The sequence below is a fragment of the Parabacteroides provencensis genome, assembly GCF_900232875.1.
Lineage (GTDB): Bacteria > Bacteroidota > Bacteroidia > Bacteroidales > Tannerellaceae > Parabacteroides > Parabacteroides chinchillae.
In genome coordinates, this window is record NZ_LT960490.1 from 105,077 (window position 1) to 128,487 (window position 23,411).

A 23,411-nucleotide genomic window follows, 5' to 3' on the forward strand; every position below is an offset into this window, starting at 1 on the left:
TTATTTTTATTTGGCTGCGTTGGCAATCCATAATTCGACCTCTTCGGCCGACGGATTTTGCAATTCCAGTTTATACTTTTTGTTCATTTCGCAAAGTTCTTGCCTTAGTTTGTTCGGGTTTACATCTTTTAGAGTGTCAACCGTTGTATAACCGGCCTTTTGTAAAGCCGGAACCCATGCTTCGTTAATGCCGAGGGCAACATATTTTTCCACCGGATCTTTTTTAGCTGTCTTTTCCGGGCGCATTTGCGGGAAGAACAATACTTCCTGAATAGTCGTTTGTCCGGTCAGGTACATTACCAGACGATCCATACCTATACCCATTCCACTTGTAGGAGGCATACCGTATTCCAGTGCACGGAGGAAGTCCTGGTCGATGAACATGGCTTCATCGTCTCCCTTTTCGCTTAAGCGAAGTTGCTCCATAAAGCGTTCGCGCTGGTCTATCGGGTCATTTAATTCTGAATAGGCATTGGCAATTTCTTTACCGCAAACCATCAGTTCAAAACGTTCTGTCAGTTCCGGGTTGCTACGGTGCTTTTTTGTCAATGGAGACATTTCAATCGGATAATCCGTAATGAAAGTAGGTTGTATGTAGTTACCTTCGCATTTAGCTCCGAATATTTCGTCGATCAGTTTGCCTTTACCCATTGTTTCATCCTGTTCAACATCCAGCTGGCGGCATACATCACGAAGCTGGTCTTCGTTCATCCCCGAAATATCTATACCGGTGTTTTCTTTGATGGAATCAATCATTGAAATCCGTTTGTATGGAGCTTTGAAGTCTATTTCTTTATCACCGTATTTTACTTTGGTTGTGCCCAGTACGTCCATACAGATACGTTCCAACATCTGTTCCGTCATGTTCATCATCCAGTTGTAATCTTTGTAGGAAACGTATATTTCCATGCAGGTGAATTCCGGATTATGTGTACGGTCCATACCTTCGTTCCGGAAGTTCCGGCTGAATTCGTAAACACCTTCGAAACCGCCAACAATAAGCCGCTTCAGATAAAGTTCGTTGGCAATACGCAGATATAAAGGAATATCCAATGCGTTATGATGAGTAATAAACGGACGTGCACTGGCTCCGCCCGGAATACTTTGAAGCACAGGAGTGTCTACTTCCAGATAACCTCTTTCATTAAAGAAGTTACGCATGGAATTGAATATCTTGGTACGTTTTACAAAAATGTCTTTTACACCGTCATTAACCACCAGGTCGACATAACGTTGGCGGTAACGCATTTCAGCGTCATTGAATCCGTCGTATGCCACACCGTCTTTGTATTTAACGATTGGCAGGGGTCTGAGAGATTTGGATAATACGGTTAATTCCTGAGCATGAATGGATATTTCACCCATTTGCGTACGGAAAACGAAACCTTTAACACCGACAAAGTCCCCTATATCCAGTAATTTCTTAAATATTGTATTGTAAAGTTCTTTGTCTTCTCCGGGGCAAATGTCGTCACGGGAGATATAAACCTGTATTCTGCCTTCTGAGTCCTGTAGCTCCATGAAAGAGGCTTTACCCATGATACGACGGCTCATAATACGTCCTGCTATAGTCACCGGACGGGGTTCTGCATCATCTTTAAAGGATTCTTTTATTTCTTTTGAAAAAGCGTTTGTTACATACTCGGCTGCGGGATAAGGTTCTATCCCCATTTGGCGCAACTGCTCCATGCTGTTACGTCTAATGATTTCCTGTTCACTCAGTTCTAATAGATTCATTACGCTATTATTTTGTATAATACGGCGCAAAAATACAAAACTTTTTGGATATACGGCTTACCGGCAATGCGTATAATCTCATAATTCATTATTCTTTCTCTTCTTGCTGTTTTTTATTTTCCAGAAATTCTATATAGGTTTTAAGCCGTCCTATACATTCTTTCAGATTACCTACTTCTTCATCTTTTTCTTTATATATTTTATATAAAATGGATTCGTCTTTTTGAGTATTTAGCAATACGTTTTTTAAATCTGGCGAAGGATTTTGCTTTTCTGTTGCATTTTTCTGGATTATTTCGCCAACACCGGCTAATAACCAGTTGCCATCTATTTTAAATATTAATACAATGTTCTGTAATGCAGTAGCCCCTACATTACTTCGTCCTTTGAAAATCTCTGTAATCATAGATGTACTAATGCCTATTTTAGTAGCAAAATCTTTATATCCAGTTACTTCCCCCATGGATAACAGATAGTCATACGCTTCTTTGAACCGTATAGTAAGTTCGCTCGCCATAGTTTTATTTTTACAGAAAATTGAAAATAATTCTTGATAGCCGTTGATTATTACAGAATATTGTATAGTTTTGCACTAACAACTTAATTCGTTACCTCTACAGGTAACGCCCCAAATATAGTAAAATTTGGATTAGGATAAAACATGATAACGCTATGGCTACAGTTAAAGTTAAAGAAATAGAACTTCCCGTATTGCCGCCCAAGAATTGGAAAAGAAGGGTTGCGGAAGTTGCAGGAGTTAGTGAAAAGACCGTGTATAATGCGATACGAAGAGGAATTAAGGGGCCTCAGTCAAATAAAGTAATGGAGGTTTACAAAAATCTGTATGGAAGGATAGTTGCCACTGAAAAAATTGGGTGATTTGATATTCTAATTATGAAAAAGTAAGAAGAATGACGAAATCTGTATTGTTGGTATTCTTTTTTACTGTTTGTTTTCTGTTTTCGGGAAACGGATGGGCATTCGCTAAAATGTCGGAAGAAGTACAAAATGTGTATCGTTTTGTTTTTCGTCCTGGAGGGGAATTGTATGAAGAAAGGTACCGGAATAATACATACGAGTGGCAGCGGATTGCACAGGAAACAGCTGCCTTTTCGACTGCCTCGGCAAATTCGGATTACTACTTTCTGGTAGAATCGTTTATTGAAAGCGACGGGGATACGGATGATTATTTATTGAACCGTGCTGCTTTCAGGGCTAGTATTATTCGTTCGTTGCTAAGGCAGCGTCTTGATATTCCGTATGAAAAAGTTGTGTTTTATATTAACAGGAGCGGGCAGGCATCTGATGTTGTGCAGGTGAGGTTGATAAATAAACCTGTACCGGCCGGGGCTAACCGCGATATCTTTTTCTCTTTCAGCAGTTCACGCCCGGATATTTCGGGCGCTTTATCCCGTTATGGGCAACTCCCTTTTTACGATCTGTATTATTATAATATGGAAGTAGCAGATGCTTTTGAACCTGAAGAGGAAACAAAGGAACCGGCCGGAGAACTTTTAGCCGAAGTACCGGTGCAATCCGGGCAAACTTCCAGAGAATTTACCGTACCTGCCGTATCTGTAGAGCCTGAAGTACAGCCTCTGTCCGAAGTTGAGCGCTTACCCGAACCAGCCCATGCAGGGGTGTGTTCGGGAGCCGGCCTATTTAATATAGGTATAAAAACGAATCTGCTGCCGTGGATGGGATTGGTTCCTGTATGGGCTGTCGATGGCAAAAATGCTTCGGGCTACGGTACAGGTGCTCTTATGTATAATGGAGCCGTAGAATATTGTTTTGCGCAACGTTATTCGGCCGAATTTTCATTCTTATATGCTTATTCTTCGTACGACGGACGAAAAGATAACCTGTGGGGTGTTTCCGAATTTGCTTTGGAACCCCGTTTATGGTTCTCGGATAATAACAGGTTCGGCGGCTTCAATGTCGGTTTCCGTGCGAGCTATGGCGATTTTGATATTCGAGATAACAAGCCCCAGAACTACGGGAAAACCGGACGGTTCTATTCGGCAGGTTTTACGCTGGGGTATACATTGCCGCTATATAGCACCTGGCTTTTGGTAGAAGGCCGGCTGTCGGTGGGGTACCGGAATGTTTATGATGGTAAGGTTTACCGGTATTCTCCGGCAGAGAATAAAAATTATTATGAAGATGCTTTTGCCAAAAAAAATTGGATAGTGGGAGCATCATTAAATATTCTTTTTCGTTGCTGTTTCCGTAAATGAAAAAAGAAGGAGGATAACTAGATGAACAGGGAGATTTCACAAATGGAAATAAGCTATGGCAGATGGCTGCAAACCCTCTGCCTGAGCCTTCTCGTTTTTGTTTCGTCATGTACGTATGGCGATACAGACCGGTATTCGGCAAAGGGGAAAGGCAAAGTCTTTATTTCCCTGGATTGGAAGGGGCAGGCGCTTCCTTCGAAAACACACTTTTATTTTTATCCTTCCGGTAGTAATATTCCGGTTGAGTGCGAAGGTGACGGTCATGGTTACGAAGGGATTTTACCTGCGGGAACCTATGAAATGGTGGTGGTAAACAGTGACTTCGAGAATATTGCTTTGCAAACGGATAAGGATAAAGGATATGAGCAGGCGTATGCTCATGGCATTCCTGCTGCCGGAGAGCCTGTAGCGTCTGAAACCCGTGCCGGGGAACCTGATCTTATCCTGCCTCCCGGTAACTTTTATGGTACGGGACTAGCCGATGTGCAGGTAGATGGTTCTCTGGATAAAATCTACACGGTTTATCCCCGGGAGTTGGTCTATTCGGTTCTGCTGGACCTAAGGATCAAGGGAGGCGAAGAAGTTTCTGCGATAAAAGGGACGCTAACCGGCGTGTCTCCTTCCGTACATATTCCTTCGGGGAAGGCATCATATAATGATTTGGTGGCAGTGTCTATTCCGTTAAGCAAGTTGGAAGGAGGCCATTTCCGTTCCGAACAAACCGTATTTGGCCTGACGCCTGATATTGACGAAGAGATGCCTGCCGGACAAAATAAGCTGGTACTGGATATCAGTATGGCTGATGGAAACGGATTAAAAAATGAATTGGATATAACCGAACTTATTAATGAAGCCGTATCGGGAAACGTCTCCGGTGCAGTAGAAGCCTCCATCGAGTTGGAATTAGTGATAGATACTTCCCGCCCAGAAGGCTTGCACCTCCAGTTGGTAGGATGGCATACCGGAACCGGCTCGGCTGGGAATAATCGGAAGGAGGGTTTGGAATGAACGGAAAAGTATTTATAGGAATAGTAGCGCTTTATATGGGATGTATAGCCTGTTCGGACGATTCCGGCAGCAAATATACAGACCGGTATAAACGTACGGTTTCTCTGCAGGTGGGAGTATATCCGCAAACGCGCGCCTGCCTTAGCAGCCTGGACGGCCAGCGGGTGGCCTTTGCCAAAGGAGATGCCCCTTCCGCCTATACCGAGACCTGGGAGGCTATAGCCCAAACGCCCGAAACCAGTCTGGATGGGGAATATATCTATCCCGAAGACCGTAGCTACTTGTATCTCCGGGGCTATTATCCGGTGGTTCCCTTGTCGGACGGCCGGGCAGTGTATCGTTTGGACGGCCAGACCGATCTGCTGGCAACAGTGGAGCGGAAAGGTAGTTTTATCGACAATTTTACTTTAGCGGATAAAACATTTTATTTCTATCATTTGCTTACGCAATGCGCATTCAACATACGCTTGACAAATACGGCAAATGGGGAAATCCGGTTAAAGAGTTTGTATATCAACGGAAGTAGGGGAGAGGCTTCGTTGCGATTGGCGGAAGCTGCTACGGACAAGTTGCCCGAAGTGTCGTTTAACGGCGACCAGGCCAGATTACCTGTCTATGTGGAGCCTGGCAGAAATGAAGGTATAGTTTTGTCGGAAGAAGCCCGGCGGTTGCCTTTGCCGGTTTTGGTAGAACCGGGTGCGGAACTCACTTTGGATGTGGAACTCACTTTTTCCGGCAACGAAACGAAAGCCTACAAAGGACTGCCGGTCAGTTTTGATGAAGCGGATAAGAAGAGCCGTCCGGGTACGGCTTACCTTATCACGGTACAGCTACATCCCTCAGATACTTCGGGTACCGGAGATATTTCTTTGGGTGTTTCGGTTACTCCGTGGCAGTCTGGGACAGGAAATGGAACCGTGCAATAAGAATATATGTAAATTTTAATATAAAACTTCAAACAAGTACAAACATGAAGAAAACATGGTATGTCGCTGCTTTGGCAGTTATTGTTTTGGCCAGCTGTAGTAAAGAGATGGAAACTGCGGAGCCGGACAAAGGTAAAACACCTATTCTGTTAGGTACGGGAGTCTCAACAAAAGCTCCTGTTAATACGGTTACCGGACTGAACGACGCCGGTATAGGCATTTTCGGTATTACAACCACCAACACAACAGCCGCCACCTCGATTGCGGATTGGACGGCAGACGTTATCCTTGATAATGTAAAACCGGAAAGTGTGAAAGAAGACAATGGCATTGTGCTTCCTATTCCTTATTATTATCCGGCGCAGAAAACGGATTATGTTAAGTTTATGGCATTTCACCCGTATGCTGCAACGGGAACAAGCGGAGATAATTATCTTGAAGTATCGGCCGCATCAGCTCCTGTGTTTCATTTTACGCTTACCGGACAAGAAGACCTGATGTGTGCTGTTCCGGCTATCGGTAATAATGAAACTACCACACCTCCCAATCTTGAGTTTGCCCATAAACTGACACAAATCACATTTAAGGTAATCAAACATGCAGACATGGCTGGTGTAAGCGGAACCGAGAACCTGCAGATAACCGGTATCCAGTTTGCTTCCGCTAATACAACCGGAAGTATGAACATCGAAGACGGCCTTGTTTCAGGCTGGGCTACTCCTGGTACGTTGGTAGCGTTTAACGAAGCTGTCCATGGTGGAAAAGTAACGATTCCCGCTTCTACCGCAGAAGCTGCCAAGGTAGGTGTGCCGGTTATGTTGCAACCCGGACAAGCTAAATTTTTGTTGAACGTTTCTACTTCTTCCAAAACATTCACCAATGTGGAAGTTGTACCCGGCGATGGAGATACCGAGTTCAAGGTAGGCAAATCGTATGACGTTACGCTTACTTTCAACCTGGCTTCGGCCGATCCGGCAGAGCAAATCCAGTTAACAGCCTCTGTTCAGCCTTGGATAACCGGCGGTACAGGATCAGGATCGGTAACAGATAAACCGTAGTCGATACTGGATTGTAGAGTGGCTTTTTGATACAGATTTGTAGAGTAGCTTTCTGGTACAGGCTTGTAAAGATAATAGCTTGCATAATGGCTTTAGCCTAAGCTCAATTGCCGTCGGTTTTAACCGACGGAAGCAGAGTCTCCTTCTTTCAAGGGCTTTAACCCGATCAGAAAGGAATTTGGCTAAAGCCGACAGAGAGTGTACATCCTTCAATCCGTCGGTTAAAACCGACGGCAACAGAGCTTTGGCTGAAGCCATAATTAGGATGGGATTGCCGGTCAAAGCCCGCAAGGACAAGACAATGATCAGGACAGAAACAAAGCCATCTTGATGGCATTGAAGCTAATTAATAAATAAAGAATAAAAAATGAAAATGAACAAGTATTATGCTTTGGCAGCTTTCGCCTCACTGGTATTGGCAAGCTGCAATAACGACGACAATGTGGCTGTAGAGCTGCCGCAAGGACAGGAAATCCGTTTCGGTGCGCAGACAATTACAGCAGATACCAGAGCGCCTTTCGACGGAACTATCAGTTCTACGAATAAACTGACGGCTCATATCATCGGTTCCGAAACAACGAGCAACTATGCTACTATCTATACTGATAATGCCGGTGCCGAAGCTAAAGGAGACATCACTTTCGAAGACAACGGAACTACCGAATACGGTTTCCCTTCCGGTGTAAAGTGGAAAGATGAGAATACCACCCTGTACTTCCGCGGATTTTATCCTGCAGGGAGTGTATGGACTATTGCCGCCGGTGCATCCGCTATGGCTGCTATAGACGGTAAAACCGACTTGATGCTAGCTCCGGAGGTGTCCGGCCAGCAAGCAGACGGTGCGCTGAATTTTGCTTTTAGCCACTTGCTTACCAAGCTGCATGTAAAAGTGGTGGGCAATGCTACCACAGCTGCCGATTGGGGTGATATTACAAAAATAGAATTGGATAAAGCGCTGAATGCGTCTCCGAAAAATTCGGTGTCGCAAACCTTTTCGGATCCTTCGGCCACATATACGGGTTCTGCAACTGCGATTCCGTTTTTCCAGGCTACGGAAGCCGATGGTAAAATAACTTATACCGATGATGCTTTAACCGGCAAGGCTGTTTCCGTTCCTGCTACGCCGGAATTGGTTGCTTATGCATTGGTTGCTCCGGTGGATGCTGTTGATGGCAGTGGCGACGTAAAAGACGAATATACGTTGAAGGTATATACTTCGTCAAAGGCAACTGATGGTAAGCCGGTGGCTATTAACCTGAAAGCAATGGACGGCACGGATTATGCCGGATCTACAGCCGGTAAGAAGTTCGATATCACGATTCAGTTCCGTGGCGAAGGACAGATTACGGCAACGGCAACCGTAACCGAATGGGAAGACGGTGGTTCAGGCAACGGAACGATGTAAAAAAAACATCCCGATGATTTCTGCAAAACATCCCGATGATTTTAAAAAATGATCCCGATGAAATAGAATTTACATAAAAACGATTTAGTTATGACGAAAAAGTATGTATTGGCAGCCATTTGCCTCGTAACGATGGCAGGTTGCAATAATAATGAGTTTGAGAATGAAACGTCTTTAGCTTCCGGCGAAACGCCTATCGAGCTGAAAACAGGGGTAGATACCAGAGCTGCAATCTCGAATGGCGATGTTGTTACGGCAACCATAGCCCTGATTGCCAAAGAAGCGCCTGAACCTACGGCTGCCGAATGGAATGCCCTTGTGCCTATCACCACCAATACGTTGGGAGATGGCGGCACGTTTGCTAATTATGAAACGGATGCGGCCAACGTATCCAGCGGTACGTTTACGGCATCTGCTACTGCACAGTCTGTAGGCTTTTCGGTGCCTTTGTATTATAACAAAGCTTCTAACACCCGTGCCTATATGGTAGGCGTAGCGCCGGCAGGTACCTTGTCCAGTGGAAACGGTAAAGTTACTTTTCCCTCTGTAGACGGTTTGCAGGATGTATTGTATGCCTCTACGATTGATAAAGGAACAGTAGAGACTGCTGCAGCTAATGAGAAATTTTTCACCTTCAACCATCAGACCGGTCAGGTGCGTTTCTATATACAGAAAGAAGTGGGCATGAGCGCAGACTCTGTGGTTACGGTTCAGGGTGTAACATTGCTTAATGTAGGTCTGCCGGAATCTATTACTTTGGGAGACAGTGTTATTACGTATCAGGATAAAGGCGAGTTTGCCTTGCCGGGTATTAATTCCTCCGCTGCCGCTACCGAAGCCGGAATAGACGTGGGTAGCCCGGTTATGATTCGCCCTATGGCTAGCATGAATATCAACATAACCATCTCTATCAAGGGAGTATCCAAAACCTATAGCAATGTCCCGGTTACATTTGAAGGAACCGAAGGAGGTACGGGTATTACAAAAGGATATTCTTCTTTAGTTACGGTTACTGTAAAACGTAAGGTAAATACTACGGAAAGCCAGATTGACGTGAAGGCTGTCGTGGCTCCTTGGAAGACAGGTAATACGGGTAAAGTGGATTTGGATTAATAAGAACCTTCATTTGACAAATACTAAAATAATAAAGTTATGAACAAAAGTATGATTATGGTTGCTATGGCAGCCGTTGCAATGACAAGTTGCAGCAACAACGAATTCGATGGTCCCGAAGTACCAACCGAAGGCGATAGAATGGAACTGAAAATAGGTACTGGTGTAGATGGTATGACAACCCGCTCTGCTATCACCCGTGCTCCTATTAGTACGAATGACAATGTAACAGCCGATTTCCTGTGTTTCATGGCTACTCAGGATGGAGCTTCTATAAATACGGATACATTGTCTACTCTTTATGACAAAACTACCGGTACGTTTACTGCAAATGCAACAGCCCAGGCAGTGTCTCTTACCAAGATATTGTATTATCCGGGTACTAAAGATGAAGCAACCTTACGTGCTTATGTTGCCGGCGTTCATCCTGCAGGCGGTACGTTGAATAACCAAACCGTTACGTTTGCTTCTACCGACGGACAGCAAGACGTGATGTTTGCCAAACCTGTAGACTTTAAAACAGCAGAGGCAGCAGCTTCAGCAAGTGCCTCTTTGGAATTCAGCCACCAGACTTCACAGCTTTATTTCATGGCCGATACCGTAGCACACAATCCTACAACAGGCGGTGCATTTGCCGGCCCGGTTACTATCAAGAGCATTGAAGTTATCAATGCACAGGTGCCTAAAAGCATGAATGTGGCAACCGGTGCCATCACATGGACAAACAAGGCTAACCTGTCTGTACAGAATGTAAGCAGCGAAGCGCTGACTAATGAATTGAAAAGCGTTTGCGACCCGGTTATGGTGGCTCCTTCTGCCGAAATACGCCTGAATGTGGTAATTACTGTAAACGGAGTGGATAAGACATTCCCGAACGTATTGATAAAGAAAGACGCAACCAGCAACCTGGTATCTGTAGTAGGTAAGAAGCATAAGATCTCTTTGAAGTTCAATGCTCCTGCATACGCAGACCAGAGCAAGATCCAGTTGAACGTTTCTGCTTCTGTAATCGAATGGGCTGAAGGTGATTCCGGTGAAGCGGAATTATAATTTATAAAATGTACATACTCCCTGTTACGGGAGGCATCTGATATAGGCCGGGCGGGGTTGAAGGTTCCCCTCCCGGATACAAAATAAAAGAGAGAAAGAGATGAAACGATACGGATATATTCTGTTTGGCCTGTTCTGCCTGCTTATACAAGTTGGGTGTACGGCCGGTGAAATGTACGGCCGGGAGGAGGAAACTCCGGAGCAAGAGATGCCGGTGCCCGTTACTCTTCGTGCCGGCAGCACTACCCGCGCAGTGGTGAACGAAGGGGATGCTTTCGAGCCGGTACTGGTATGTTCGGACAGGGAAGATTTTAGCGGCGGGTTGCGTTGGCAAAAGAATGCAACTGTAGATGTTGCCGGAGAAGTTGCCTACGAGGGCGAAACACCTGCCTACCCTTCGCTGGGTGATAATATTTATGTGGCAGGCTTAAATCCGCAGGGAGCTATCCTGCCCGGTGACGGCACGGCGGTGTACACGCTTGACGCCAACTCCGACCTGATGTATGCAGCTCCGCTGAAAGGCAACCGGTGGGACGGGTTCCGTATTTGTGGTAATACGGATGCTACTAAAGATAAAGTGATGGAATTCAATCATCTGCTTTCGCAGGTGCAACTGGCGGCTATCCGTACGGCAAAAGACTTGGCCGGGCTGAACGACTTCCGTATCACAAAGGTAACCTGGAAGAACGTCGCAACTACTGCTACCGTGCAATTAAAGCCGGTGGTAGGGGAAGGAGCGGAACAAGTGTCGTTTTCCACAGTTGCCACACTTCCGTCCGTGCTTTATAAAGACAAGAACGATGAAACGAAAACGGTACTGGTTACTTCACACAACGAAGCGGCGCCGGATGCGGTGGGATATGCCCTTTTGCCTCCGGCCGGTTCTTACCTGGCGGATGTGGAAACCTCGGTCGGGACTTTTACCGATTTGACGGTAAAGCCGGACGAAGGCGGGTTTGAGGGCGGCTACGCCCATCAGATTGTGTTGGTGCTTAATGATAAAGGACTGAGCATACGTGGCGTGAGGCTGGAAGACTGGGAGAATATTGATGGCGGCGTAACTGATGCAAATTAAATAAGAGAGATAGAAAAAATGTGTACGAAAGGAATACATGAATATAATAAATGGAAAAGATTGCCGGGCTTGCGCTTTTGGCTGGCAGGAATCTGTATAGTATGCTTTATGTTACTGTCGATGCTGGGAGCTTGTACGCAAATGGAAAGTTTTGTACCCGGGCCGGGCAAGGAACCCGTAACAGACGGGAAAAGTTATACCGTTCGTTTTGCCCCCTTGCGCATAGAAGAAGGGACGGCTACCCGTGCGGCACAAACAGTGGCTTCGGGCCGGTTGCGCCTGCTGGTTTATCCGGCGGGGGCAAGTATTACGACCGATCAGCCGACCGACCAGAAACTGTATGACGTAACAGACGGGCAAATGACGGTGGTGTCCGGAGATTCCGACCTGGAACTCTCTGCCGGCAATTATCACTTCTACGCCCTGATGCCGGGCGAAAGCGTCTTGCCTGTATTGGGAGTAACGCCCGTGGTATTCACCCATGGGCAGGATATACATGCCAGTATGACGAAGGTGTCTGTGTCCGAAGGGACTGTTGTAGCGCTTACCCCGCTGGCACATAAGGCGAGCCGCTTGGAGTTCGTGATAGAGAAAGCGGCCGACGCCACCTACCAGACCCTGGGGCAGCCCTCGCAGATGGTACTCTACAGCCAGCCGCACGGGCCGGTTGCCTTTAAACTGGATGATACGGGAGGCAACTTCCGGACCGTAGCCGGACTGGACACCCTCCGCTTCGATGCTTTTGTACCGCAATCCGCCCCCGAAACGGGTTACAGGCAAGACCGCATGGTGTTGCCACGGCCGGTGGGAAACTTCAATATAGCCATCGACACGCAGATAGACCTGGGTGACGGCAAGGGGATGACAAACTGTACTGTTAAAGGACAAATAGAGAACCGTATGTTTGATCCAGGGAAATATTACCATTTCCGGATACGGGTGAGAGACCTCCGCGAAGGCGGAGATATTATGCTGGTAGTTACGGACTGGAACCAGTTTGGCTGGGACGGCAGCATGGGAGGAAGCGGACAGGAAATACTGGTAGGGCAGTGGACCGGTATAACATACGGTGATGACATGGGTGTATAATGCTTTAAAAGAGATATAGGATGAAAAGAATTGAACATACATATACAAGCTGGGCTATAGCGGCAGGGTGTTTGCTGCTGCTGCTGGTTTCTGCTTGCACAGACAGTTTCGATACGTTGGTGCCGCAAGGCAACCTGTCGCTCAGGCTTACGGCTATCAGCCTTGACGAACAGCCCGGTGCGGGAGCCCGAGAGGTTCCTCTTACCCGCACGTCGGCTGTTACCGGGGTAGACGAGAATACGATAATTCACCTCTGGGTATTACAATACAACGGCACGGGCGATGCCGCCACTTTGGTAGGCAAGAATACCTACGAAGGCGCTACCCTGTCGCCGGCCGATCAGAACCTGAACAACCTGGTGCCGGGCACTTCGCAAACACTGGTGTTTGTAGCAAACTGCCCTGCCGCTTCTGCTTTGGGGGCGGCGCTCGACGGATTGGGCGACGGCTCGGCTCTGTCGGCTTTTAAAGCTATTAAACAGACAATAACCGACGAGCCCGACCTGTTTAGCAATGGTACGATTCCCATGGTAGGATATTGGAACGGAGAGATAAAAAGCAATGCCGACGGCGGAAGCCCCATTGTGGCGACCATACAGATGGAACGTATGCTGGCCAAAGTAAACCTGACGGTTAAGTCCGTATTGCCCAACGGCGAGAACTTTAAAATATCGTCCGTACGGCTGAACCACGTGCCCGATGCCGCCTGGCTGGCACCCTCTGCGGCAACACCCTTTCCTGCAAAAACAAGCATAACCCCGATAGACAACTACGGAGACATTACGAAGAACGGGACGGGAGAGATTTCCGTACTTTGGTATATGCCCGAAAACCGGCGCGGAACCGGTACGGCGACAAGCTCGTCCGGCAAAACGGCGGCCAACCTGAATGCCGTGCAAGCCGGCGAAGGCGATGCGGCTACCTACGTCGAGATTACAGGAGACTATACGGTGGGCAACTATACATACGGCGCTGTCTATCGCAACTATATAGGGGGCAACTCGGTAACCGACTACAATCTGGCACGCAATTCGGCTTACAACGTCAGCATCACCATCCGTGGGAAAAATACCTCCGACAGCCGCATCCGGGTGTACGGACAAGCCTACACCGCACTGGCCGAAGCCGGAGAGATAGACAACAACCCCAATACCGTGCCGGTGATGGATGCCGTGAAGTCGGTCAGGCAGACCGGACGCACCGAAGCCGTTGCTGTTTCGTATATGACAGTAGACGGAAGCACTACCCGCCGCGGATTTGTCTATTCGGCAACGGTGAGCAGTGAAGCAGGCCTGAAAGAAGGAGGGACAAACGTGACTTCGGCCATCTCCGGCGGTAATTTTATCTCCGGGGAATATGAAGGCAAGCTTACCGGATTGCAGCAGGGCACCACCTATTATGTACGTTCTTTTGCGGCCAACAGCCAGGGCGAAACCTACGGGCCGGTATATACATTCGCCACGCCTGCCCTGCAAGGTGCAGCCAACTGCCAGATGGCACGTCCGGGACAGACCCTGATGTTCGAACCCAAAGATGCGCTCGGGACACTGAAAGATATTGATGCCGTAACCCTGTTGTGGCAAACGCGCGACAACGGAACTGCTTCCGGCAAACTCCCTCTGACCAAGGGGGCAGACCTTATTTATGATGCTGCCAATACGACCGTGCTGGCACATATCAACCCCGAAGTATCGGCGGCTAATGCTGTGATAGAGGGTACAAAGGGCGGAACAACCGTGTGGAGATGGCATATATGGGTAACACCTTACCGCCCGGAAGGATTCGTGGTAAGCGGAATAAATGCCTCGAAGGTGGTAGCCGGAGGACGCGTACAAACCTACGGAGCCAAATACAAGACGGTTGCAGGGGATGGCAAAGCCATTATGGACCGCGACCTGGGAAGCCAGGCCATAAGCACCTTGCTCGACGATGCACAGGTGGCGCTCGACGCTTCTTTCCACTTCGGTATGCTTTACCAGTGGGGCTACCCGCTACCCTGGCCGGCGGCACAGCGCATTAACCAGACTTCGGCAATGCCCGTATACGATATAAACGGAACGGAGATAACCCCGTCCGGATTCCAGACAACCGCCGCAGCCGGTGGAGCATGGGCTACGGCTAAAACGGCAGCCGACCCTTGTCCGGCCGGCTGGAAAGTAGCGCCCAAAAGAGCCTTTGACGACCTGGCGGATTATGGCGTGCTTTCTTATTTCGACAGGTCTACCGATGCCGGAGCGTTATACATACAAAACGGTTGCAATGCCTGGTTCTTTGCTACCGGATGGCGCTCGCAATCAGGCTATTCCGACTATGGTACGGGAGCCCTCTGGACATCCGGCAACGTGGATGCTTCCCACGCGTACGCATTGGAGTTTACCACGCGTACGCGTGGCAGTGTGTCACCCGGTAAGGTGACGGACTCTCACCTTGCCCTGCCGGTACGGTGCATACAACAATAAAGATAATAAAGAACAGTAAAGATATGAGAAGACAATCACTACAAGCGCTGCCTGTGTTGGCCTTGCTGCTGCTATGGCTGGCAGGGGGCTGTACCGGAACGGAGGTAGAAGGCGAAGAGCCGGTGGCACCTTCCGGCAGCATTTTATCCGTGCAGATACCCGCCGGAGTGATCCCTTTGCAAACCGTTACGCCGGTAGATACCAAAAGCGTGGGTGTTGCCGGATGCAAGGCCGATAGCCTTTGCAACGGCCAGGGCTTTCCACCGGCCGACAGCTTGCCGGCTGCTACCCGGGCAGGCCAGCCTACCTATGCACGGGCTATTGTCCTTCAATACAAAGGAGGTACATTACAGAATACAGGAAAGACGGATATCGATAACTACACCATCGGCAACTCCATCAGCGCCAAACTGGTGGCAGGCGAAGGCTGTAATGTCTATGTGTTGGTGGTAAACGAAACTACAACCAGCGGGGGAGATGCCGCCTTTGCTACCGAATCGGGCCTCAAAGCGGCAACCTATGACCTGTACACTAAATTCCCGTCGCCTACGGACAACGACATACCCCTGGCTGGGGCGCTTACCGGCGTAAATGTGGTACGCCTTACGGTAGACGGTGCAGAGTCCGGACTGATACAGCAAAGCGGTAGCCAGGATGCGGTACGGGTGCAGCTCAAGCGCATAGCCGCCCGGCTAAAACTGGACTTTCGCTATGGACTGAAAGGCTATCTGGCGGATGCAAACAGCGGAAAGATCATGAACGTGCCCCAGTCGATGCCTCTGATAGAGCCTGCTGGGGATACCTATCCGGACGAATCGGCCCCGTTTGGTTCCGTATCGTTTACCCTGACCGATTGCGACGGCGACAATAATGACCAGCCGGCCACCTCCGTAGTACGCTATGTGCCGGCCAACAAGCGGGGCAGCACCCCGGGCATATCGCGCCCGTCCGACAAGTACAGCGCAAACGCGCCTTCCGGCAAATGTACGTATATCACTTTTACGGCCAAAGAGAAGGCTAATCCTGCACACATGCTTACCTATAGTTTTTATCTGGGAGCCAACAATACAACCGATTTCAATATCGAACGCAATACGATTTATACCCTTAACAGTACCATCTCGCAGGGGGCGGGGGGCGATAACCGTGTGACCGAAACAGGCCTTATGCCCGAATTGCATACCGACCCCTTGGTGCAGAGTATCACCTCTGCCGGCGCTACGCTTCGGGCTACCCTGTCCAATCAGGCGAACCTTACCGAATACGGTTTTTATTATAAGGCCGAAACCTCTTTTGAAGGCGCTTCGGGTGCAACCAAGCTGGCTTCTACCAACCTGTCGGGCGGCAGTTTTACGGCTTCGCTTACCGGACTTACGCCCAAGAAGGTATATTATTTCCGTTCTTATGCCGTTAGTGGCGGCCAGACATTGTATGGCGAGCTGGCCTCTTTCTCCACCAATGCGGACGGGGCGCCGGTACTTACCACGCTGGTGGCTCCCGTTTCGGCAACCGACGGACGCAGTGCCACCTCTTCGGGCAACGCCATTACCAATGCTACGGCATGGGGGATTGTATATTCTTTGACAACAGGCCTGCAACCTACCCTTGGGCAGGGCATACGCCAGGCCGGTTCGGGCAATGACGTTACCCTCACCCCGCTGACGCCGGGTACCGATTATTATTATTACCATTATGCCTCCAACGCACAAGGATATGTATATAGTTCGACAGAGAAGTCGTTTCGTACGAAAGACTATCCGGCCACGCCTACCGCTGCCTCGGTAACTTCTACCGAGGCAAACAAGCTTAAGTTTCAGGGCACGCTGCCGGAACGCCTGAATGCGGCGGACGATTATCCTGCGGCGGCAGGCGTAAAGCTCTGGACGAGCAATCCGGGCACGCTCTCGTCGTCTGCTGCTGTGCCGACCCCGGCTGCCAGCCTGGCTTTTGCCTCTCCGGCTGCTCCGGGAACCAAAACGGTGGACTGGACGGCTATGACCGCCGGACAGACCTATTACTATGCGGCTTTTTCTACCAATGGGGTGGGCACGGTATACCATGCCGCCTCGGCGCCTTCGTTTACCGCCTCGGTAGCCTTGCCCGACCCGTCTCCCAAGACTAAGGCCGTAGGGCCGCAGCCCGCTACCGGCGCTTTTACCATTACTACGACCGGGCGCAACACCAATGCCGCCGTATCTGGCTCTGCCGTAACCGTGGCTTCGGGCAACGGCACGGCCTCCAAAAGCATTACGGTAGTTGCCAATACAGCTACCGCCCAACGTTCGTCTACGCTTACATTTACTACCGTGGGCGAACTGCCGCTACGTTCCAATACGGCAACTGTTACGCAGTACGGGGTCGTATTCCCGGCTTCGTTTAGCAACGTAACGAACGTGCCCAAAGAAGGAAAGGCTGCCACTGCCGTATCGGTAACCGCCAATATCCCCTGGCAGGCTACCAGCAATTCCGCCTGGTGTACCATTGCAAACGGTTCGCAAACCGGCGACAATACGCAAACCGGCAGTGCAAAGAGCTTTACCTATGCCGTAGCCCAGAATACGGGTGCAGCCCGTACCGCCACCATTACGGTAAAAGGAACCGGTAGCTTTACCGGTACATCAAGAACCTTCACGGTAGCCCAGCTTGCCGGCGGACAGATAAATATCAAACCGGGTGACCCGAATGGCGATAATAGTAATGTAGACTTTACAGCTCCGGTGCTTACCATCGACCAGTCCGTAGCCAATGCTTATAAGGCTGCTAAGCCTAACCTTACTACTCATCCTCCATTCAATTACGATGGTGGTGCGGTTTCCGGTACAACCGGTTCTGATTATAGGGGTGTATCTTCTAGTGCTACTGTAAATACTCCTTATTCTATTGAGGTATCTAAAACTCAGCCTTCAGGTACTTATGTATATAATACTGGTGCAGCTAAGGCGGAATGTACTAAGCTCGGTAGCGGTTGGCGTATTCCTACTCAGATTGAATTGTTCGCTATGTATCAGAATAAGGCTAAACTAGAGTCCATATCCGGCTTCGCTGCGTTCGTCAGCTCTTACTACTGGAGTAGTTCGGTCCACGCTGGTTATGCCAGTGACCGCTGCATACTGCGCTTCAGTGATGGCTTTTTCAATGCCTACAACACGAGCGTCAGCAGCTATGTTCGCTGTGTCCGGGATATCTGATTAGCAGATAGAATATGGCTTTAGCCTGGTTTCAATTGCCGTCGGTTTCAACCGACGGAGGCAGTAGATTCTCCTCTTTCAAGGGCTTTAGCCCAATTGAGAAGGATTGTCAAAAGGAGATTTTCGGAAAGAAATTAGGCTGAAGCCAATAAAGATAGATCTCCCTTTAGTCCGTCAGCTGAAGCAGACGGCAATTGAGCTTAGGCTAAAGCCATCTTGAAGAAAGATAACTGAAAACAGGTAACCAGAGAGAGGTAACCGAAAACAGACATATTGAAAACAAGCTCAAAAGCAGGCACAAGCACAGGATATCTGATTAGCAGATAGAAAATGGCTTTAGCCTTGTTTCAATAGCCGTCGGTTTCAACCAGCGGTAATTGAGCTTAGGCTAAAGCCATCTTGAAGAAAGATAACTGAAAACAGGTAACCAGAGAGAGGTAACCGAAAACAGACATATTGAAAACAGGCACAAAAGCAGGCACAAGCTCAAGCCGTATCGGCCATCTCTAAAGAAAGCGCAGCTTTCTTGTTAGTGGCATCAGCGGCCGGGCGTTAAACGCAGGTAAAAGACGCAGCGACGAAACCAGCGGCTGTCTGAGCGTAGCGAGTTCCGCTGGTTCAGCGAAGTCTTTTGCCGAAGTAGCCCGGACGGTGTAGCCTTGACCTTTTGGTTACTTTTGGGTCAAGCCAAAAGTGACAGAACCGATTTNCAGCGACGAAACCAGCGGCTGTCTGAGCGTAGCGAGTTCCGCTGGTTCAGCGAAGTCTTTTGCCGAAGTAGCCCGGACGGTGTAGCCTTGACCTTTTGGTTACTTTTGGGTCAAGCCAAAAGTGACAGAACCGATTTTGAGCGAAGCGAGTTCCGCTGGTTCAGCGAAGTCTTTTGCCGGAGTAGCCCAGACGGTGTAGCCTTGACCTTTTGGTTACTTTTGGGTCAAGCCAAAAGTAATAGTAACATAATATGAATAAAAAGAAACAGATATGAAGAAACAACTTGTTATAGCATTGGCCGGCGCCTTCGCGCTACTGGCAACCCTGCCGTCGTGTAACGACAGTGACCTGGTGGAGCCGGGTGGCGGAGGGCGTACAATTAGCCTGACCCTAACCTCCACAATTGCGCCCATTCAGGAGTCAATAGTCGGTATTCAACGCGCCCGTTCGGGAAGCGAAGCAGAGAAGGCAGGCTTCAGCTACGAACTGGTATCGAGTGATACAGACAGTTGTTCTGCGGATATGCCTTCCACCAAAGCGCCAACAACGCTGAAAAACGTCTACGCCCTCCTCTTTAAGAGCGACGGAACGTTCAACGGCAGAGCCAACATCGGAACCATGACGGCAAACACAAACAAAATAGTAACCTTTACAAACGTAGCTGATCCGGCAGCAACAAGTTGCCGACTGGTGATTGTAGCAAACGACAATGCAGCAACAAACAGCTACGCCAGCACGGGAGGAACAGGAAACTTTGCGAACTTCACAGGAAACTATGCAACCTTTCAAACACTGGTGATGACGAACACGATCAGTTCGGATGCAGACGTACCCTACGCCGGAACGGCAACGGTTAACTTGTCTGATCCAATAATGACCGTACAGCTCTACCGCACACTGGCAAAAGTAACGGTAGTGAATCAAACCTTCTCCATACCCTATAGCTCACAAGGCGGGGGAACCATACCGCGCACAGGAATCCAACTCGTAAACGCAGGCAAAAAGTGCTTCGGAACAAAAAACAACTACGACGGAACAGGAAGCAACACAAACCCCGCAGGAGTGGAGAACTCCACCTCCGCAAATGCTAACACCGTAACCTGGTATGTAGGAGAAAACGTACAATCCGGCTACTCGGCCACTACCGCCACCGAAAGAAACAGGCTGAAAGCACCCAATGCTGCGAGGGTAACGCTGACAGGAAGCAAAACCCTGGCAACAGACGATGCCTACACATGCCACTTCGACGTCTTTATGGGCAAAAGCGGCAGTGTGGGAGACTTCTCGTTACGCCGACACACCAACTACACGCTGACGGTAAACGTAAACAATTCACTTGAATTTATTAGAAACGAAGTAACCAACAACACATCCAACCTCTATTACAAGAAAGACGATCCCCGGATATGGCACAGCGCGGCTACGGTGTGGGTGCCGATTAATCAGGCTTTGACTAATACTTATAAGAGTTGGTTAGGTAATTTTGCTTATCCTCTTTCCAATCTTCCTCCTTTCAATTATGACGGTGGCGTTGCTTCCAGTACGGGTTCGGATCGTAATGGTGTATCTTCCATTTGGGCAGTTTCCAGAGAGTATTCTATAGAGGTCGAGAAAACCGATCGAGGTACAACAATCGTCAATTATCAGGCAGCCATTGATTATTGTAAAGGTAAAGGTAGTGGTTGGCGTGTTCCAATACATATGGAGTTAAAGGGCATGTATAATAACCAGGCTGCCCTCCAAAGTGCCGGCTGCGCTGCGTTCCGCAGCGGTTTCTACTGGGGTAGTTCGGTCTATGGCGACAATGCTAGATATCGTACTGTATTCTACTTGTACAATGATAACATCAGTTGGGCTAGTCTGGACAACAAGAGCGGCTATGTCCGCTGTGTACGGGATACATTGCCGCTACCAGCTGTGGTCACCATCGACCAGTCCGTAGCCACGGCTTATAAGAATACTGGGAATAGCCTTTCTGCTTATCCTCCATTCAATTATGACTATGGTACAGTTACAGGCACAACCGGTTCTGATTATAAGGGTACTTCTTCTTCTGCTAGTATAAGTACTCCTTATTCCATCGAGGTGTCTAAGACTCAGCCTTCGGGTCGTTATCGTTACGATACTGGTGTAGCTAAGGCAGAATGTACCGAGCTTGGTAGCGGTTGGCGTCTTCCTACAATTATAGAGTTGTTCGCAATGTATCAGAATAGGGCGGCATTAGAATCCGTATCAGGCTTCGCTGCGTTCCTCAGCAATTGGTACTGGAGTAGTTCGGTCTACGATGGTTATGCCAGCTACCGCTGCGGACTGTACTTCCTCAATGGCAGTTTCAGTAACAACGGCACGTCCAACGGCGGCTATGTTCGCTGTGTCCGGGATATCTGATCCATATACAGAAAGTAAAGTTTGAGAGTAATTTTGGCTCAGGCCCGAAGTAATAGGAATCGATGCAGTTGCACACAAAAACGAATTGACAAATTAGTAGATAAAGGTAAATAATAAAATAAAAGAAAATGAACAAACAAGAAGTTCTGGCATTGGCTTGCCTTTTGCTGGCAGGCGGATGCTCTGCACCGCGGAGTTTTTCGGTTGAAGATGGAGTGGTACGGGAAGAAAAGGCAGGCAAATCGACCCCTTTGGTACGAACCGAAGTGATCGGGCTGTTGCAGGTGGATGCTGCTTCTGTGTACAGGCAGATGATCGAGTATTTTGTACCGGGTGCGGTTTTGCCGGATGGGCTTCCCAAGCAGCCGGTGCAACGCGAAACATGCCGTTTGGAGGCTTTTCTTGCGTTTAAGCCTGGCAGTACGGAGCTGCTGCCTTCTTATGGTGGCAACCGTGTTGAGCTGGACAGGCTGCGCCGCGAACTGCAAGGCCTTGCCGCAAAAGGCGAAGGGTTGCAGCATGTGCGTATCACCGGATATGCAGCACCCGACGGTAATACGGCAAAGAATGAAGAATTGGCTTTGGGAAGGGCAGTCCGTTTCCGCCGTTATCTTTCGCAAGAGTCCGGGATACCGGAACAGAAGATCGTGGTGGATCAGTGTTCCGAAGATTGGGACGGATTGAACCGTTTGGCTCGGGAAGCCGGCAAACCTTATGCCTCACAAGTGGCGTCGGTGTTGGCACGCACGTCCGATCCTGATTCCCGCCGGAAAGCCCTGAAAGCCCTGGGTGGCGGCAAGGTCTGGAAGGATATGGAGAAGAGCTTGTTTGCCGGGCTCCGGCGTATGCAATTGACGGTGGAATATGACAGGGCAGTCCTGTCGCTGGGTACCGGCGTTTCTGCATCCTCTACTGCGGATGTGTTGTCTCTGGTAACGGCCTTTAACGAACGCCCCGAAACGTTGGGGTGCGACGAACTGGCCTCGCTGGCCGAAGTGTATCGCCCCGGCACGGAGCAATATCGCGAAGTATATGAGGTGGCCGCCTACCGTTTTCCGGATTGTGCACTGGCGCAACTTAATGCCGGGGCAGCAGCTATTGAAAACGGCGATGTGGAAGCCGCGCGTTTCTTCCTCGACCGTGTTCAGGACGATTCACGTTCGTGGATCAACTTGGGCGTGTTATGCCTTCTGGAAGATAATAACGAAGAGGCGGTAAACTGGTTCCGCAAGGCGATGCCGGTACGTCCGGCTAAGGCGCGGAAAAATATGGAATGGGTGAAACAGTTGACAAATTAATAAACCATTGGCGGAAGAAGATAAATATATAGATGCTTTCCGTACCACTTTGCCTGTGTTGATAGACAAGGAAATGTATAAGGTGCGGAAGCAACAGCGCAGCCTGATATTGCTGGTGTGTGTGCTGTTGGGTGTGAATATGTTGTTGTTTGGAGCCGGCTTGTCGCTGCTGCTATATAACCGGCAACAACCGGTAATGGTGCAGCCGGTGGCTGTGCCTGCCGCAACTAATGCGCTTACGGCGCCCGAAACGGCAGGACCCGAATCTATCCCGGAACCTGAACCGGAGCCGGAAGAGGTGCCGGAAATTATAAAACGGGTACCACCTGCGCCGAAGCCCCGGGCAAAGAAAGAACCTGTACGGAAAGAACCCGCAACGGAACTGCTGCGCATGGCAGGGCATGTGCCCGAATATGTGCTGACCAGCAAAGGCATGACGTTGCAGAATCTGGCTGCACGCTATTATGGCGACCGGGTGTTTTGGGTGTGTATATTTGATTACAACAGCCGGGTGCTGAAAGACCCGGACGTGTTGCCGCTGGGCATACGTTTGCGCTTGCCGCGCAAGGAAGAGTATGGTATAGATGCCTCGGACCCTTCGTCGTTAAGGCGGGCACGGGCGTTGGCTAAAAGCCTGACCGGACGATAAACTGCCCGGTTGGGAGATGG

The 23,411-nt window shown here is 49.1% G+C and carries 17 protein-coding genes; 15 read left to right on the top strand and 2 right to left on the bottom strand.

Translation table 11 applies throughout. The features are described from left to right. Positions 1 to 6: 6 nt before the first annotated feature. Both lysS and CTY47_RS11675 read right to left on the bottom strand, forming a co-directional pair. Positions 7 to 1,737: a lysine--tRNA ligase gene (gene lysS, locus CTY47_RS11670; protein WP_099464967.1), complete on the bottom strand. Its 1,731-nt coding sequence runs from the start codon at positions 1,735 to 1,737 to the stop codon at positions 7 to 9. Between the two features lie 88 nt (positions 1,738 to 1,825). Further along, complete coding sequence (locus tag CTY47_RS11675; protein ID WP_099464968.1) at positions 1,826 to 2,254, bottom strand: helix-turn-helix domain-containing protein; 429 nt, start codon at positions 2,252 to 2,254, stop codon at positions 1,826 to 1,828. 155 nt (positions 2,255 to 2,409) lie between these two features. On the opposite strand from CTY47_RS11675, the gene CTY47_RS11680 reads away from it, so the two are divergent. The 15 genes from CTY47_RS11680 (at position 2,410) to CTY47_RS11755 (ending at position 23,391) form a co-directional block, all read left to right on the top strand. Further along, positions 2,410 to 2,616 (top strand): hypothetical protein, encoded by a 207-nt coding sequence (locus CTY47_RS11680; RefSeq protein ID WP_099464969.1) that lies wholly within the window; start codon positions 2,410 to 2,412, stop codon positions 2,614 to 2,616. A gap of 32 nt (positions 2,617 to 2,648) precedes the next feature. Further along, positions 2,649 to 3,974, top strand: coding sequence for a DUF3575 domain-containing protein (locus CTY47_RS11685; RefSeq protein WP_099464970.1), 1,326 nt, complete (start codon positions 2,649 to 2,651; stop codon positions 3,972 to 3,974). A 21-nt stretch (positions 3,975 to 3,995) separates the two neighbouring features. Further along, a complete protein-coding gene (locus tag CTY47_RS11690; protein WP_099464971.1) occupies positions 3,996 to 4,982 on the top strand; it encodes a DUF5119 domain-containing protein in 987 nt (328 codons plus the stop codon). Continuing rightward, a complete protein-coding gene (locus CTY47_RS11695; protein WP_099464972.1) occupies positions 4,979 to 5,908 on the top strand; it encodes a fimbrillin family protein in 930 nt (309 codons plus the stop codon). The genes CTY47_RS11690 and CTY47_RS11695 overlap by 4 nt, the downstream gene beginning before the upstream one ends. A 44-nt stretch (positions 5,909 to 5,952) precedes the next feature. After that, positions 5,953 to 6,966, top strand: coding sequence for a fimbrillin family protein (locus tag CTY47_RS11700; RefSeq protein WP_099464973.1), 1,014 nt, complete (start codon positions 5,953 to 5,955; stop codon positions 6,964 to 6,966). Positions 6,967 to 7,333: 367 nt separating this feature from the next. Beyond that, the gene (locus CTY47_RS11705; protein ID WP_099464974.1) at positions 7,334 to 8,371 is read left to right on the top strand and encodes a fimbrillin family protein; all 1,038 of its coding nucleotides are present in this window, start codon (positions 7,334 to 7,336) and stop codon (positions 8,369 to 8,371) included. Positions 8,372 to 8,461: 90 nt separating this feature from the next. Next, positions 8,462 to 9,484, top strand: a complete 1,023-nt coding sequence (locus CTY47_RS11710) for a hypothetical protein (protein WP_099464975.1) — start codon at positions 8,462 to 8,464, stop codon at positions 9,482 to 9,484. A gap of 39 nt (positions 9,485 to 9,523) precedes the next feature. Beyond that, positions 9,524 to 10,534, top strand: coding sequence for a hypothetical protein (locus CTY47_RS11715; protein ID WP_099464976.1), 1,011 nt, complete (start codon positions 9,524 to 9,526; stop codon positions 10,532 to 10,534). Positions 10,535 to 10,634: 100 nt separating this feature from the next. After that, positions 10,635 to 11,609, top strand: coding sequence for a fimbrillin family protein (locus CTY47_RS11720; protein ID WP_099464977.1), 975 nt, complete (start codon positions 10,635 to 10,637; stop codon positions 11,607 to 11,609). A gap of 18 nt (positions 11,610 to 11,627) precedes the next feature. Then, positions 11,628 to 12,698, top strand: a complete 1,071-nt coding sequence (locus tag CTY47_RS11725; protein ID WP_099464978.1) for a BF2992 family fimbrillin-A clan protein — start codon at positions 11,628 to 11,630, stop codon at positions 12,696 to 12,698. A gap of 20 nt (positions 12,699 to 12,718) precedes the next feature. After that, a complete protein-coding gene (locus CTY47_RS11730; protein ID WP_099464979.1) occupies positions 12,719 to 15,157 on the top strand; it encodes a DUF4906 domain-containing protein in 2,439 nt (812 codons plus the stop codon). 23 nt (positions 15,158 to 15,180) lie between these two features. After that, positions 15,181 to 18,345: a DUF4906 domain-containing protein gene (locus CTY47_RS11735; protein ID WP_143813382.1), complete on the top strand. Its 3,165-nt coding sequence runs from the start codon at positions 15,181 to 15,183 to the stop codon at positions 18,343 to 18,345. A gap of 981 nt (positions 18,346 to 19,326) precedes the next feature. Further along, positions 19,327 to 21,444: an Lcl domain-containing protein gene (locus CTY47_RS11745; RefSeq protein ID WP_099464981.1), complete on the top strand. Its 2,118-nt coding sequence runs from the start codon at positions 19,327 to 19,329 to the stop codon at positions 21,442 to 21,444. Between the two features lie 311 nt (positions 21,445 to 21,755). Next, on the top strand, positions 21,756 to 22,742 hold the full coding sequence (locus tag CTY47_RS11750) for an OmpA family protein (RefSeq protein WP_233202191.1): 987 nt from the start codon (positions 21,756 to 21,758) through the stop codon (positions 22,740 to 22,742). Positions 22,743 to 22,749: 7 nt separating this feature from the next. Next, positions 22,750 to 23,391, top strand: a complete 642-nt coding sequence (locus CTY47_RS11755; protein ID WP_099464983.1) for a LysM peptidoglycan-binding domain-containing protein — start codon at positions 22,750 to 22,752, stop codon at positions 23,389 to 23,391. Positions 23,392 to 23,411: the final 20 nt, after the last annotated feature.